This window comes from Bergeriella denitrificans NBRC 102155, assembly GCF_001592185.1.
Lineage (GTDB): Bacteria > Pseudomonadota > Gammaproteobacteria > Burkholderiales > Neisseriaceae > Neisseria > Neisseria denitrificans.
In genome coordinates this window covers 1-12,767 of sequence record NZ_BCWL01000036.1, presented here as the reverse complement: position 1 = coordinate 12,767, position 12,767 = coordinate 1, and the positions used below count along the sequence as shown (strand labels likewise).

At 56.7% G+C, this 12,767-nt stretch carries 13 protein-coding genes; 11 read left to right on the top strand and 2 right to left on the bottom strand.

Translation table 11 applies throughout. The features are described from left to right. The first annotated feature begins 233 nt into the window (after positions 1–233). From BDE01S_RS03810 to BDE01S_RS03800, 3 genes are all read left to right on the top strand, one after another. Positions 234–491 (top strand): type II toxin-antitoxin system prevent-host-death family antitoxin, encoded by a 258-nt coding sequence (locus BDE01S_RS03810; RefSeq protein WP_066077609.1) that lies wholly within the window; start codon positions 234–236, stop codon positions 489–491. Beyond that, positions 491–910 carry a type II toxin-antitoxin system VapC family toxin gene (locus BDE01S_RS03805; protein WP_066077607.1) on the top strand — a complete coding sequence of 140 codons (420 nt, stop codon included), beginning with the start codon at positions 491–493 and terminating at the stop codon, positions 908–910. The genes BDE01S_RS03810 and BDE01S_RS03805 overlap by 1 nt, the downstream gene beginning before the upstream one ends. Positions 911–1,029: 119 nt before the next feature. After that, entirely contained in the window at positions 1,030–2,337 is a 1,308-nt protein-coding gene (locus tag BDE01S_RS03800; RefSeq protein ID WP_066077605.1) for a Fic family protein, read from the top strand. 64 nt (positions 2,338–2,401) lie between these two features. Here the strand turns inward: BDE01S_RS03800 and BDE01S_RS03795 are convergent, their stop codons facing one another. Further along, the gene (locus tag BDE01S_RS03795; RefSeq protein WP_066077603.1) at positions 2,402–3,712 is read right to left on the bottom strand and encodes a sulfate adenylyltransferase subunit 1; all 1,311 of its coding nucleotides are present in this window, start codon (positions 3,710–3,712) and stop codon (positions 2,402–2,404) included. Positions 3,713–3,880: 168 nt separating this feature from the next. Here BDE01S_RS03795 and mnmA point away from each other — a divergent pair, with 168 nt between their 5' ends. Continuing rightward, positions 3,881–4,984, top strand: a complete 1,104-nt coding sequence (gene mnmA, locus BDE01S_RS03790) for a tRNA 2-thiouridine(34) synthase MnmA (RefSeq protein WP_066077612.1) — start codon at positions 3,881–3,883, stop codon at positions 4,982–4,984. A 129-nt stretch (positions 4,985–5,113) separates the two neighbouring features. Here mnmA and murI read toward each other — a convergent pair whose 3' ends face one another. Next, positions 5,114–5,923, bottom strand: coding sequence for a glutamate racemase (gene murI, locus BDE01S_RS03785; RefSeq protein ID WP_066077601.1), 810 nt, complete (start codon positions 5,921–5,923; stop codon positions 5,114–5,116). A 249-nt stretch (positions 5,924–6,172) separates the two neighbouring features. Here murI and tsaE point away from each other — a divergent pair, with 249 nt between their 5' ends. From tsaE to BDE01S_RS03750, 7 genes are all read left to right on the top strand, one after another. Further along, positions 6,173–6,637, top strand: a complete 465-nt coding sequence (tsaE, locus tag BDE01S_RS03780; protein WP_066077599.1) for a tRNA (adenosine(37)-N6)-threonylcarbamoyltransferase complex ATPase subunit type 1 TsaE — start codon at positions 6,173–6,175, stop codon at positions 6,635–6,637. Next, entirely contained in the window at positions 6,631–7,887 is a 1,257-nt protein-coding gene (locus tag BDE01S_RS03775; RefSeq protein WP_066077596.1) for an N-acetylmuramoyl-L-alanine amidase, read from the top strand. Before tsaE ends, BDE01S_RS03775 begins: the two co-directional genes overlap by 7 nt. 66 nt (positions 7,888–7,953) lie before the next feature. Continuing rightward, positions 7,954–8,589, top strand: coding sequence for an endonuclease III (gene nth / locus BDE01S_RS03770; protein ID WP_066077595.1), 636 nt, complete (start codon positions 7,954–7,956; stop codon positions 8,587–8,589). Between the two features lie 141 nt (positions 8,590–8,730). Beyond that, the gene (gene hemW, locus BDE01S_RS03765; RefSeq protein ID WP_066077594.1) at positions 8,731–9,915 is read left to right on the top strand and encodes a radical SAM family heme chaperone HemW; all 1,185 of its coding nucleotides are present in this window, start codon (positions 8,731–8,733) and stop codon (positions 9,913–9,915) included. 104 nt (positions 9,916–10,019) lie between these two features. After that, positions 10,020–11,009 (top strand): hypothetical protein, encoded by a 990-nt coding sequence (locus BDE01S_RS03760; protein ID WP_066077592.1) that lies wholly within the window; start codon positions 10,020–10,022, stop codon positions 11,007–11,009. 280 nt (positions 11,010–11,289) lie between these two features. After that, the gene (locus BDE01S_RS03755) at positions 11,290–11,679 is read left to right on the top strand and encodes a RidA family protein (RefSeq protein ID WP_066077590.1); all 390 of its coding nucleotides are present in this window, start codon (positions 11,290–11,292) and stop codon (positions 11,677–11,679) included. A 112-nt stretch (positions 11,680–11,791) separates the two neighbouring features. After that, positions 11,792–12,622: a symmetrical bis(5'-nucleosyl)-tetraphosphatase gene (locus BDE01S_RS03750; RefSeq protein ID WP_066077588.1), complete on the top strand. Its 831-nt coding sequence runs from the start codon at positions 11,792–11,794 to the stop codon at positions 12,620–12,622. Positions 12,623–12,767 lie beyond the last annotated feature (145 nt).

The window sequence follows — 12,767 nt, the reverse complement described above, 5'->3', positions numbered from 1 at the left end:
CGCCGCTTTGTATCAGAATTTACTCTCCAACTATATTTGCGGGAGCGATACCGCCAAGCAGAGAAAGAAAACGCCCTAGGGGCGATACAGGCAGCCAAGGCCGTATTGAAAGGCTAGGCCGTCTGAAAACACAAATACCAGCCCCGCGCCGCTGGTATTTTTTATCTTTTGTGCTTGCTGTTTGTGCTTCGTTGTAATAACATCAATACAAATTCTGAAACGGAGTAAGCATCATGCAAACATTCAGCAGCCGAGAATTTAACCAGCGCACCAGCCAAGCCCAAAAGGCCGCGCAAACCGCCCCTGTGTTTATTACCAAGCGCGGCAAGCCTGATTTGGTATTAATCAGCCATGCCGAATATTTGCGGCTATCGGGTAAACCGCAATCAGCCTTAGATGTATTGAAAAGCATAGAAGCAGACGCGGCCGATATAGATTTAGACATTCCCCCGCGAAGCACCGCCCAACGCCCCGCCGTGGAGTTTGAATAATGTATTTACTGGATACCAACGCTATCAGCGAAATGCGCAAAGCCAAGCGCGGCAAAGCAGACAAAAATTTTACCGCCTGGCTGGAAAGCACCGATAGTAACCTGTTTTACACCAGCGCGATTGTTGCAATGGAATTGGAAAGGGGCGTTTTGGGCATGGAGCGCAAAGACCATGCACAGGGCGCGGTTTTGCGGCAATGGCTGGCAGAAACCAAAGATAAACTGTTTGCTGGCCGCATCCTGCCGATAGACGAAACCACCGCCGAAATATGCGCCGCCCTGCATATCCCCGATGGAAGCCCCGAAAACGACGCATGGATGGCCGCCACCGCCAAGCAGCACCGCTTGATATTGGTAACGCGCAATACCGCTGATTTTGAGCGCACGGGCGTGAAGCTGTTTAACCCGTTTACTGACTAAAGGCCGTCTGAAAATCCAAAATACCAGCCTGCGCGGTTGGTGTTTTTTTATGGACGTTTGCGACCCGTGCAAACCGTGTTAGACTATCCACAATTTTTCAAATTTTGCGGATATAAAACGTGAAATCCATTAAGCCCCCGATTTTACAAGACATTTTAGACAAAAATTTTGCGGATATAGCCGCCAAGCTGCCCGATACCAAGCCGACCGACCACAAAGGCCGCTATCTGCCGTGGCCTGAATTTCAGTATCGGCATAAGCAGCCGCTGATTGAATGGGCGGCGGTAAAGCTGATACGCCAATCATTCTTGAAAGCCCTACCGCTGGCAGACGAGCAAGGTCGCCCGTTTCAATATGCGCTACCTGATACATTTCAGCCGCTGTTACATCAAATCGACCGCTTGGCTGCCCCGCTGCTGGCGGAGCGCAATTCAGACGGCTTGGTTTTTTACGCCCAAAGCCTGACTGAAGAAGCCATAAGCAGCGCACAATTAGAGGGGGCAAGCACGACACGCCAAGCCGCTAAAGCCATGCTGGATAACCAACACCGGCCGCGCAATGAGCATGAGCGCATGATATTCAACAACTACGCGCTTATGCGGCAAGTGGCAGACACCAGCAAAGAGCCGCTAACCCTGTCGCTGATACAGTCTTACCACGCCGCCGCCGTGAATCAAACCGAAAACCCCTATGTAACAGCGGGCGCATTCCGCGCCGATAATGACGTATTTGTACAGGACGCAGACGGCAACACCGCGCATAAACCGCCGCCGTTTGAGCAAATCCCCGCCCGTCTGCAAGCCCTGTGCGACTTTGCCAATACCGACCATAGCCGCCCCGATAACTTTATTCCGCCTGTAGTAAAAGCCGTCATCCTGCATTTCATGATGGGCTACGAACACCCCTTTTCAGACGGCAACGGGCGCACCGCGCGGGCATTGTTTTACTGGTTTATGCTGAAACAGGGATATAGCGCGTTTCAATACATATCAATCAGCGCATTACTCAAACAAGCCCCGAAACAATACGGCCTGTCTTACCTGTACAGCGAAACAGATGATAACGATTTGACCTATTTCATCGACTACCAGCTGAGAATAATCAGCCGCGCCATCGACCGCTTCAGCGGCTATATTGAGCAAAAGCAGCAGCAACACAAAGCGCGCCTGCTATGGCTGCTGGAAACGCCCAAAGGCCGCAGCCTTAATCGGCGGCAGGCCGATATATTGGATAAAGCCATCAAGCAGCAAGGCCGCGTGTTTACCGTGAAAGAAATCATGGCCGATTATCAAATCAGCGAAAACAGCGCTCGCGCCGATTTGAAAGGCTTGGCAGACATCGGCGCATTGGCGGAAACCGGCGGCAAAGGCCGTCTGAAAATCTATCTGGCCTTGCCGGATATTGAGAGCAGACTAAAAGCCGTCTGAAAAATATTTTTCAGACGGCCTTTTTGATTGGTTTCACAACCTAAAACCTAAATGCCTTTTAAATCTAAATCTCAAAACTATCCGCTTGGCTGCCTGCGCGGATCATCCCTGCGGCGACGGTGTGGTTGGTGGCTTCGTCAATCAGGATAAACGCGCCGGTGGCGGGGTTTTCGCCGTAGGTGGTGGCGGCCAGCGGCTGTTGGGTTTTGAGGCTGACGTGGCCGATGTCGTTGAGTTTGAGCTCGCTGGCGGACTGCACTTGGCTGAGGGTGTTGACGTCCCAGACGTAGGCGATTTCGCTGATTTTGACGGCGGTGGTCTGCGCGGTGTGTTTGAGCAGGTATTTGCGGCGCGGGTTGAGCGGGATGTCGTCAAACCAGCACAGGGCGGCTTGGTATTCTTGGGCGGGGGCGACGGGGCTGTCGGCGGCGGCGAGGGTGTTGCCGCGCGAGATGTCGAGGTCGGTATCGAGGGTAATGGTTAATACTTCGCCCGCTTCGGCGGCATCGGTTTTGCCGTTGGGGTTGTGGATTGCGGCGATTTTGGCGGTTTGGCCGCCGGGCAATACTTTGATTTCGTCGCCGGTTTTCAGACGGCCTGCTTCGAGGCGGCCTTGGTAGCCTCGGAAGTCGTCGCTGCTGCTGCCGTCTTGGCGGGCAACGCGCTGCACGGGGAAGTGGGCGGGGAGGGCGGCGGCATCGTTGCGGGAAACGGGCAGGCTTTCGAGCAGCGGCAAGAGCGGCAGGCCGGTGTACCACGTGGTGCGCGCGCTGGCGTTGACGATATTATCGCCCTGCAGCGCGCTGATGGGCAGGAAGTGTACGGCGGCTTTCAGGCCGATTTGCTGCGCCAGCGCGGTGTAGGCTTCAGTGATGGCTTGGTATTTGGCTTCGTCGAAGTCGATTAGGTCGAGTTTGTTGACGGCAACGATGATGTTCGGGCAGCCGAGCAGTTTCAAAATGGCGCTGTGGCGTTTGGTTTGCGGCAGCAATACGGGAGTGTCGCCGCTGAAATCGACGCGGGTGGCATCGACTAGAACAATGGCGGCATCGGCGGTGGACGCGCCTGTAACCATATTGCGGGTGTATTGTTCGTGGCCGGGGGTGTCGGCGATGATGAATTTACGTTTCGGTGTGGCGAAATAGCGGTAGGCAACGTCGATGGTGATGCCTTGTTCGCGCTCGGCGGCCAGGCCGTCGGTGAGGCTGGCGAAGTCGGGCGTTTCGCCCTTGGCGGCGGCTTGGTCGAGCTTGTCGAGCTGGTCGGTAAGCAGGGTTTTACTGTCGTAAAGCAGGCGGCCGATCAGGGTGGATTTGCCGTCGTCAACGCTGCCGGCGGTGATGAAACGGAGCAGGGGGGCGGTGGCGGTAGTCATGCTTTTTCCTTTATTTGGGGATTGGGCATACTTTAGCGAGGCCGTCTGAAAATGGGAAAGAATGGTTTGTTTGTTGTAAAGATGTTTTTGTTATATTGAGTTGGTGAGCAGGCGCGGGGGTGCTAAAATCGCTCTTTAAATTTGCGCTTTCTGCCCTATATTGCTGCCATGAATACGAATACTTCTTTGCAAAACATCATCGTCGGGCTTTCCGGCGGTGTGGATTCTTCCGTAACCGCCGCGCTGCTCAAGCAGCAGGGGCATCAGGTGCGCGGCGTTTTCATGCAGAACTGGGAAGACGACGACAACGACGAATATTGCAGCATCAAGCAGGATTCTTTTGATGCCATCGCGGTGGCGGATATTGTGGGCATCGACATCGACATTGTGAATTTCGCGACGCAGTATAAGGATAATGTGTTTGCGTATTTTTTGAAGGAATACAGCGCGGGGCGCACGCCGAACCCCGATGTATTGTGCAATGCCGAAATCAAGTTTAAATGCTTTTTGGATTATGCCGTAGCGCAGGGTGCGGACGTGATTGCTACGGGGCATTACGCGCGTAAGGAAGTGCGCGGCGGCGTGCATTACCTGCTCAAAGGTTTGGACGCCAATAAAGACCAAAGCTATTTTCTCTACCGCCTCAAACCTTTCCAGCTCGAGCGCGCGCTGTTTCCGCTCGGCGATTTGGAAAAGCCCGAAGTGCGCCGCTTGGCGGAAGCATTCAAACTGCCGACCGCGGCCAAAAAAGACAGCACCGGCATCTGTTTTATCGGCGAGCGGCCGTTTCGCGAGTTTCTGCAGAAATACCTGCCGACCAACAACGGCAAAATGGTCACACCCGAGGGCAAAACCGTCGGCGAACACGTCGGCCTGATGTTTTACACACTGGGCCAGCGCAAGGGCTTGGGCATAGGCGGCGCGGGCGAGCCGTGGTTTGTGGCGGCGAAAAACCTGCAAACCAACGAGCTGGTGGTGGTGCAGGGGCACGACCACCCGCTGCTCTACACGCAGAGCCTGGTGATGGACGATTTGAGCTTTACGCTGCCGGAGCGTCCGGCTGAGGGGCGTTACAGCTGCAAAACCCGCTACCGCATGGCCGACGCGCCGTGCACCCTGCGTTATCTGGATGACGACAAGGCGGAATTGGTGTTTGACGAGCCGCAATGGGCGGTCACGCCGGGGCAGTCGGCCGTATTGTATGACGGCGATGTCTGCCTGGGCGGCGGGGTGATTGTTTCGACCGATAAGCCTGTGATTATTACCGGATAAGCCGGTTTGAACGAGAAAAAGCCGTCTGAAAAACGCGCAATGTACGGATTTTCAGACGGCTTTTGTGATGTATCGCGGTCAACGCAGAAAGAGCGGTTGCGCTGCGTCAAACGTTGCACCAAGCGGCCATCAGCCCAGCGACACCATTTCAATCTGCTCCATGCTGCGGCCGAGGAAGCGTTCGCCTATGGTGCGGAAGCGCAGGGGGATGTCGCTGACGTAGAAGCGATAGTCCGGCGCGTGGTTTTCCTGATTGAGCAGGCCGGCGGCGGCCAGGGCTTTGGCGGTGGATTCGGCGGTGGTGATGGCGGAATCGACTAAGGTTACGCCCGGTGCTTCGCGGCTGATGAGCGGCTTGAGCAGCGGGAAGTGGGTGCAGCCTAAAACCAGCGTGTCGATGCCGTCCACCAGCAGCGGCTGCAGGTATTCGCGGGCGGTCAGGCGGGTCACGTCGTGGTCGAGCCAGCCTTCTTCCACCAGCGGCACCAAAAGCGGTGCGGCCTGCGTGCGTACCAGCGCGTCGGCGTTGCGGCTGTGGATTTCGCGTGCGTAGGCATTGCTGTTGACTGTGGTATTGGTGGCGATGATGCCGATTTTGCTGTTGGCAGTGGTGGCAAGGGCGGCTTCCGCGCCGGCGGAAATCACGTCCAATACCGGCATGCCGCCGGCTTTTTGGCGGATTTTCGCACCGGCGGTGGCGGCGATGGTGTTGCAGGCAATCACCAGCGCTTTGACATCGTGTTCCAGCAGAAAATCGACGATTTGCAGGGAAAAGGTTTCGATGGTGGCGCGGGATTTGGTGCCGTAGGGTACGCGGGCGGTGTCGCCGAAGTAGATGATGTTTTCCATCGGCAGCCGCTCCATCAGCGCGCGCACATTGGTGAGACCGCCGACGCCGGAGTCGAACACCCCGATGGGGCGTTGGGTATTGGTATTCATAATCGGGTATCGCTGTAAGGGTCGGCGCTTGGGCGGGAATGCGGGCCGACGCTGTGGGAAAAAGGGTGGTTTGTGCGGTATTTTACACGCTTCGGGCGCGGCTTTCATCCGATTTGCGGCGGCGGGGCAAAGCGGGAGAACAGCGGCTTTTTCAGACGGCCTTTACGGAAACTTTAGCTTTTGCACGGTTTTCAAAAAGCCGTGATTGCCGCATAATTGACCTTTTGTGTATCTCATGAAGGCAGGATAATGACCGACAGCGCCGATGTTTCCCGTTTTTTACCCGATGAAGAGGCCACGCTGGCTGCCGGCGCACGCTGGGCGGCTTCGCTGGCGGCGCCGCTGGTGGTGTATCTGCAGGGCGATTTGGGCGCGGGGAAAACCACGTTTGTACGCGGCCTGCTGCGTGCGGCGGGCTATGGCGGGGCGGTGAAAAGCCCGACTTACGCTCTGGTCGAGTCTTATCCTTTGGCCGGTTTTACGCTGCATCATTTCGACCTTTACCGCTTTGCCTCGCCCGAAGAATGGGAAGATGCGGGTTTGGACGATTTGTTCGGCGCAGGCAGCATCTGCCTGATTGAGTGGCCGCAGCAGGGCGGCGGGTTTACGCCGCCTGCCGATGTGACCGTGGCGCTGGCGCACGAAGCAGGCGGCCGCCGCCTGAGCGTGACCGCCCATACCGAAACCGGCCGGAAAAGTTTGGAAGCATGGTGAAACTGACAAGAAGACAGATTGTCCGCCGGGGCGCGGGTCTTTTACTGGCGCTCACGCCGGTGTCCGGCGCATGGGCGAAAGCCGCACCCGCCGCGCAATTTACCGCCACCCGCATCTGGCCGGCGCATGCTTACACGCGGATTACCGTAGAAAGCTCGCGCGCGGTGAAATACCAGCATTTTACGCTGGAAAACCCGGGACGGCTGGTGGTGGACGTGGAAAACGCCCACATCAATACCGTATTGCAGGGGCTTTCCGGCAAAGTGCAGGGCAGCGATCCCTTTATCCGCAGCATCCGCGTCGGCCAGAGTACGCCGACAACGGTGCGGCTGGTGATTGATTTGAAGCAGAGCGTCAATCCGCAGGTATTTACGCTGGCGCCGGTGGGCGGTTTCAAACACCGCCTGGTCATCGACCTTTATCCGCAGGGCATGGATGCCGATGATCCGATGATGGCGCTGCTCAACAGCCATACCGCCGCCAACAATACGCCGCGCAAACCGTCTGCACCTGCGCCGTCCAAGCCGCAGCCCAAGGCTTCTGCGGGCACGCGTTCGGGCAGCCGCAAACCGGTTGTGATGTTGGACCCGGGGCACGGCGGCGAAGATCCGGGCGCGGTCAGCCCCAACGGTTTGCGTGAAAAAGACGTGGTGCTGTCGGTGGCGCGGGAAACCAAAAAACGCCTGGAAGCCTTCGGCTATACGGTTTATATGACGCGCGACGAAGACGTGTTTATCCCGCTGAACGTGCGCGTGGCCAAAGCGCGGGCGCGTAAGGCCGATTTATTTGTGTCGATACATGCCGACTCCTTTACCAGCCCGACCGCACGCGGTACCGGCGTATACATTCTCAACACCAAAGGCGCCACCAGCGCGGCGGCCAGATTTTTGGCGCAGACGCAGAATAATGCCGATGCCATCGGCGGCGTGCAGACCAGCGGCAACCTGCAGGTGGACAATACGATTTTGGACATGACGCAAACGGCTACGCTGCGCGACAGCCGCAAGTTGGCGCAGGCGGTGTTGGGCGAATTGGGCAAAATCAACAAGCTGCACAAAGGGCGGGTGGACGAGGCCAATTTCGCCGTATTGCGCGCGCCCGATGTGCCGTCGATTTTGGTGGAAACCGCCTTTATTTCCAACCCCATCGAAGAGCAGCTGCTTTCCAGCGCATCCTTCCGCCGCCAGTGTGCGGAGGCGATTTCCAACGGGGTGCGCCAATATTTGGGCAGCGCGGTATTGCGCCGCTGATGCCGGATGATGCCGTCTGAAAATGCAGGCTGCTGCGTTTTCAGACGGCTTTTTGGATTTCCGATTATGAACAAAGCCATCAGACAAGAGATTTTCGAGCGTTTCCGCGCGGAAAATCCGCATCCGACCACCGAATTGAATTTCCGCTCGCCCTTTGAGCTGCTGATTGCCGTATTGCTCTCGGCGCAGGCGACCGACGTGGGCGTCAACAAAGCCACGGAAAAGCTGTTTGCCGCAGCCGATACGCCGCAGGCCATGCTGGACTTGGGCTTGGAGGGCGTGATGTCTTATACGCAGACCATCGGCCTGTATAAAACCAAGTCCAAACACATTATGCAGACCTGCCGGATTTTGCTGGAACGCCACAACGGCGAAGTGCCCGCCGACCGCGAGGCTTTGGAAGCCCTGCCCGGCGTGGGGCGCAAAACGGCCAATGTGGTGCTGAATACCGCGTTCGGTATGCCCGTGATGGCGGTGGACACGCATATTTTCCGCGTTTCCAACCGCACCCGCATCGCGCCGGGTAAAAACGTGCGCGAAGTGGAAGACAAATTGATGCGTTTTATCCCGAAAGAATTTCTGATGGACGCGCATCATTGGCTGATTCTGCACGGCCGCTATACCTGCAAAGCCCTGAAGCCGCAATGCGGCGGCTGTCTGATTCAGGATTTGTGCGAATATCCGGCCAAGCTGATTCCTTAGGCCGTCTGAAAAAAGGCCGTCTGAAAAGCGCCGCTTTTGCGTGACGGCTGTTTCCATCAACAGCGTCGTTTTCAGACGGCATCGTCCGCGTCCCCAACCCTCTCCGCCGCGCCTGAGCCGCGCGGCCAGCCTAAAACACACATGAACCCCGTTACCTTCCCGCAAGCCGGAACATTCACCGCGCTGCCGCCTTTGTCGCTCTATATCCATATTCCGTGGTGCATCAAAAAATGCCCCTATTGCGACTTTAATTCCCACAGCATCAAAAACCTGCAAAACGGCCTGCCCGAAGCGGAATATGTCGAAGCCTTGCTCGCCGACCTGCAAACCGAGCTGCCCCATGTTTGGGGGCGGCCGGTAGAAACCGTATTCATCGGCGGCGGCACGCCCAGCCTGTTTTCCGCCGCCGCGATTGACCGGCTGTTGAGCGGCATCCGCGCGTTGGTCAAACTGCAACCCGAAGCGGAAATCACACTGGAAGCCAATCCGGGCACGTTTGAAACCGAGAAATTCAAAGGTTTTAAAGACGCAGGCATCACGCGGCTTTCCGTCGGCGTGCAGAGTTTCAACGATGAAATGCTCACCCGCCTAGGGCGCGTGCACAACAGCGGCGAAGCATTGGCCGCGATTGATACGGCTTTGAATCTGTTTGAAAAAGTCAATATCGACTTAATGTATGCGCTGCCGCACCAAACCGTTCAGACGGCCGTAAACGATGTGAACACGGCGATTGCCACCGGCGCAACGCATATCAGTGCCTACCACCTTACCATGGAGCCGAACACCGCCTTCGGCCACACCCCGCCGCAAGGCCTGCCGCAAGACGAAGCCGCATTGGATATTGAAGACGCGGTACACGCCGCGCTGGCCGCAGCCGGTTTCAAACATTACGAGACCTCCGCCTTCGCCAAAGCGGGCAAAGAATGCCACCACAACTTGAATTATTGGCAGTTTGGCGACTATCTCGGCATCGGCGCGGGCGCGCACGGCAAAATTTCCCACCACGACCGCATCGAGCGCACCGTCCGCCGCCGCCACCCGAGCGAATACCTTCAAGCCATGCAGAGCAACCCAAGCTCTGCATTGGAACGCAGAAACATTGCCGCCGCCGATTTGCCGTTTGAATTCATGATGAACGCCCTGCGCCTGACCGACGGCGTACCCGCCGCCATGCTGCAGGAGCGCACGGGCGTGCCCGCCGCAAAAATCATGGCGCAAATCGAAGCCGCCCGCAGAAAAGGCCTGTTGGAAAGCAATCCGACCGTATTCAGGCCGTCTGAAAAAGGCAGATTATTTCTGAATGATTTGCTACAGTGTTTCTTGTGAGTTATATTTTGAGGGTCGGTTGGGTGGTGTGGCAGATGGTGCCGCAGTCAAACCGGCCCTCCGAATATGAGCAAGGCTCAGGCCGTCTGAAAAAAGGATTGCATATGAAACCCGTTTTACTACTTTGCTGTTTGCTCGCCGCTGTTCCTGAGGCTGCCGCTCCGTCCGCTGCGCCTGACAAAGCGACTTTGAAACCGCCCAAGCTGAGCAAGCTTCAAGCGCCGGCGGGTTATCTGAAAACCGAGCGGCTGATGAACCGGCTGGCCGAAGATGCCGAGCGCGGGCAGGTGTTGTCGGAATACCGCACCCATGTCAAATATGTAGAAGAAAAAGTGCGTGAAAGAAGCAGCCTGCTGCGCGGCGGCAAGTTTACCAATCTCCACATCTACCGCGAAGAATACGACGATGACGGCAAACTGCTTATGCGCGAGCGCGAGCGTGCCAAAGAGTTTTTTCCGCCGCGTCCTTTGGACGAAGCAGTCAAACGCGCAAAATACGAAAAACGCCTGAAACTCGTCAAATCCGGTACAGGCAAAGCGCTGGTGTATGAGCATTGGGTGGACGGCAAATTGACCTCGGCCGATGTTATCCGGCTGTGGGAAGGCGTGCCCGAGAAATATTTGGACAACAACGATATCAAAGGCTTTTATCTCGCCTATGGTTTTGAAAACTACCGCCTGCACCAAGAGCTGTATGCTGCGGTAGACGAGCGGCAATATTCAAACGGCTATCTGGAAAGCCGCTTCTGGCGGGAGGCCACGGGCGACGTCCGCCGCGACATCACCCGCTATTATTACCCCGGCAGTAATCAAATACGCGACAACACCTATACCGAAGACGCATCGCCGGCATACAGCACCGCCTACCACCCCAACGGCGTATTGAGCATGGAAGCGGACTACGGCAGAGGCAAAAGCTGCAGCAGCGACCACCGCTGGTATAACGAGCAAGGGCAGCTCATCCGGCACGATTATTCCAAACCGGCCAAACAAGGCTGCCGCAATGTGCACGAAGATTACGAGAAAGGCCGCCGCTCGGTAACGGTGTACGGTGAAGACGGCAGAAGAGTGGTTGAAGAGCGCACAGGCGGCTGATTTGCGGATACTTTTTATCCGATGGTTTTTCAGACGGCAGGCATAGGGCAGGCCGTCTGAAAATTGCCCCGGATACGCGGATGGATACGCTGTCGTGCAAATAAGCCGCACAGCCTGACCGCATTGCCTATTGCCGCCCGGTATGACTTTGCGCTTAATTCCACTATAATTTCCACTTTGCGCCCCGAATGCGCCGCGATTTCATCATGCGGTCATCATTCGGGCGCAAAATACAACCATTTTAACAACCCCCGACAACCCGTTTATTCAGGAGAATATCATGGCGAAAACCATCATCCACACCGACAACGCCCCCGCCGCCATCGGCGCATACAGCCAAGCCGTGCGCGCGGGCGACACCGTTTACATGAGCGGCCAAATCCCTTTGGATCCCGCCACCATGACCGTGGTCGGCGAAGGCGATTTCCGCGCCGAAGCCGTGCAAGTGTTTAAAAACCTGCAAGCCGTAGCCGAAGCAGCCGGCGGCAGCCTGGGCGACATCGTGAAAATCAACGCCTATCTGACCGACTTGGGCAACTTCGCCATTTTCAACGAAGTGATGGCCGAATTTATCCCGCAGCCGTTCCCCGCCCGCGCCGCCGTCGGCGTGGCTTCGCTCCCCAAAGGCGTACAGGTGGAAGCGGAAGCGGTATTGGTGTTGAACGCCTAAGCCCGCAATCCGGCTGATACGCCTGTAGTTAACAAATTATTTTTAAATTTTCAGACGGCCTTGCGGCATTCAGGCCGTCTGAATACTGATACAAACGGACAATAATAAAACAATGGCACATTACGCAATCGGAGACATACAAGGCTGTTATGACGAGCTGGCCGCGCTGCTGGCGCTGCTCGGCTTCAACCACGGCAAAGATACGCTGTGGCTGACCGGCGACATCGTCAACCGGGGGCCGAAATCCCTGCAGGCGCTGCAATTTGCCATGCAGCATCCCGACAGCGTGCAAATCGTACTCGGCAACCACGACCTGCACCTTTTGGCCGTGGGTTGCGGTGAAGCATCCACCAAACGCAGCGACACCCTCGGGCAGATTCTGGCGCATCCCGACAGCGGCAAAATGCTGGAATGGCTGCGGCATCAGCCGCTGATGGTGCGCGACGGCCGCCATGTGATGGTGCACGCGGGCATTCTGCCGCAATGGCGCATCGAGCAGGCGCAGGATTTGGCGCAGGAAGTGCAGGCCGAGCTGCGGGGCGGCAAATACAAGAAATTTTTCGGCAAAATGTACGGCAACAAGCCGACGGCCTGGCACGACGCGCTCGAAGGCTACGAACGCCTGCGCCTGATTACCAATGTGTTCACCCGTATGCGCGCGCTGACTTATCTCAATGAGCTGGATTACGATTTCAAAGCCACACTCGACAAAATGCCGCTCTACCTGCGCCCGTGGTTCCGCGTGCCCGACCGGCAAAACCTCAGCCATACCGTTATCTTCGGTCATTGGTCGTCGCTGGGCTATATGAATGAAAACAACATCATTTCTCTGGATACCGGCGCACTGTGGGGCGGCCAGCTGACCGCCGTGGAGCTGAACACGCGCGAAGTCACGCAGGTTCAATCGCAAAGCGGTTTGGATTGGAAAACGGTGTTGCCGTAATCAGTTGCCTCAGCCACCTGTTGAATTTAAAAAGCCGTCTGAAAATCCGCACATCGCGTGTTTTTCAGACGGCTTTTCCGCTGACTCGTACTATAGTCGAATAACACAGAATGGGATAAGGCAGCGAAGCCGCAGACAGTACAGA

Bases quoted from the DNA above. Each gene is read 5' to 3' on its own strand.
- BDE01S_RS03810 (WP_066077609.1), top strand. From the start codon at position 234: ATGCAAACATTCAGCAGCCGAGAATTTAACCAGCGCACCAGCCAAGCC.
- BDE01S_RS03805 (WP_066077607.1), top strand. From the start codon at position 491: ATGTATTTACTGGATACCAACGCTATCAGCGAAATGCGCAAAGCCAAG.
- BDE01S_RS03795 (WP_066077603.1), bottom strand. From the start codon at position 3,712: ATGACTACCGCCACCGCCCCCCTGCTCCGTTTCATCACCGCCGGCAGC.
- mnmA (WP_066077612.1), top strand. From the start codon at position 3,881: ATGAATACGAATACTTCTTTGCAAAACATCATCGTCGGGCTTTCCGGC.
- murI (WP_066077601.1), bottom strand. From the start codon at position 5,923: ATGAATACCAATACCCAACGCCCCATCGGGGTGTTCGACTCCGGCGTC.
- tsaE (WP_066077599.1), top strand. From the start codon at position 6,173: ATGACCGACAGCGCCGATGTTTCCCGTTTTTTACCCGATGAAGAGGCC.
- BDE01S_RS03775 (WP_066077596.1), top strand. From the start codon at position 6,631: ATGGTGAAACTGACAAGAAGACAGATTGTCCGCCGGGGCGCGGGTCTT.
- nth (WP_066077595.1), top strand. From the start codon at position 7,954: ATGAACAAAGCCATCAGACAAGAGATTTTCGAGCGTTTCCGCGCGGAA.
- hemW (WP_066077594.1), top strand. From the start codon at position 8,731: ATGAACCCCGTTACCTTCCCGCAAGCCGGAACATTCACCGCGCTGCCG.
- BDE01S_RS03760 (WP_066077592.1), top strand. From the start codon at position 10,020: ATGAAACCCGTTTTACTACTTTGCTGTTTGCTCGCCGCTGTTCCTGAG.
- BDE01S_RS03755 (WP_066077590.1), top strand. From the start codon at position 11,290: ATGGCGAAAACCATCATCCACACCGACAACGCCCCCGCCGCCATCGGC.
- BDE01S_RS03750 (WP_066077588.1), top strand. From the start codon at position 11,792: ATGGCACATTACGCAATCGGAGACATACAAGGCTGTTATGACGAGCTG.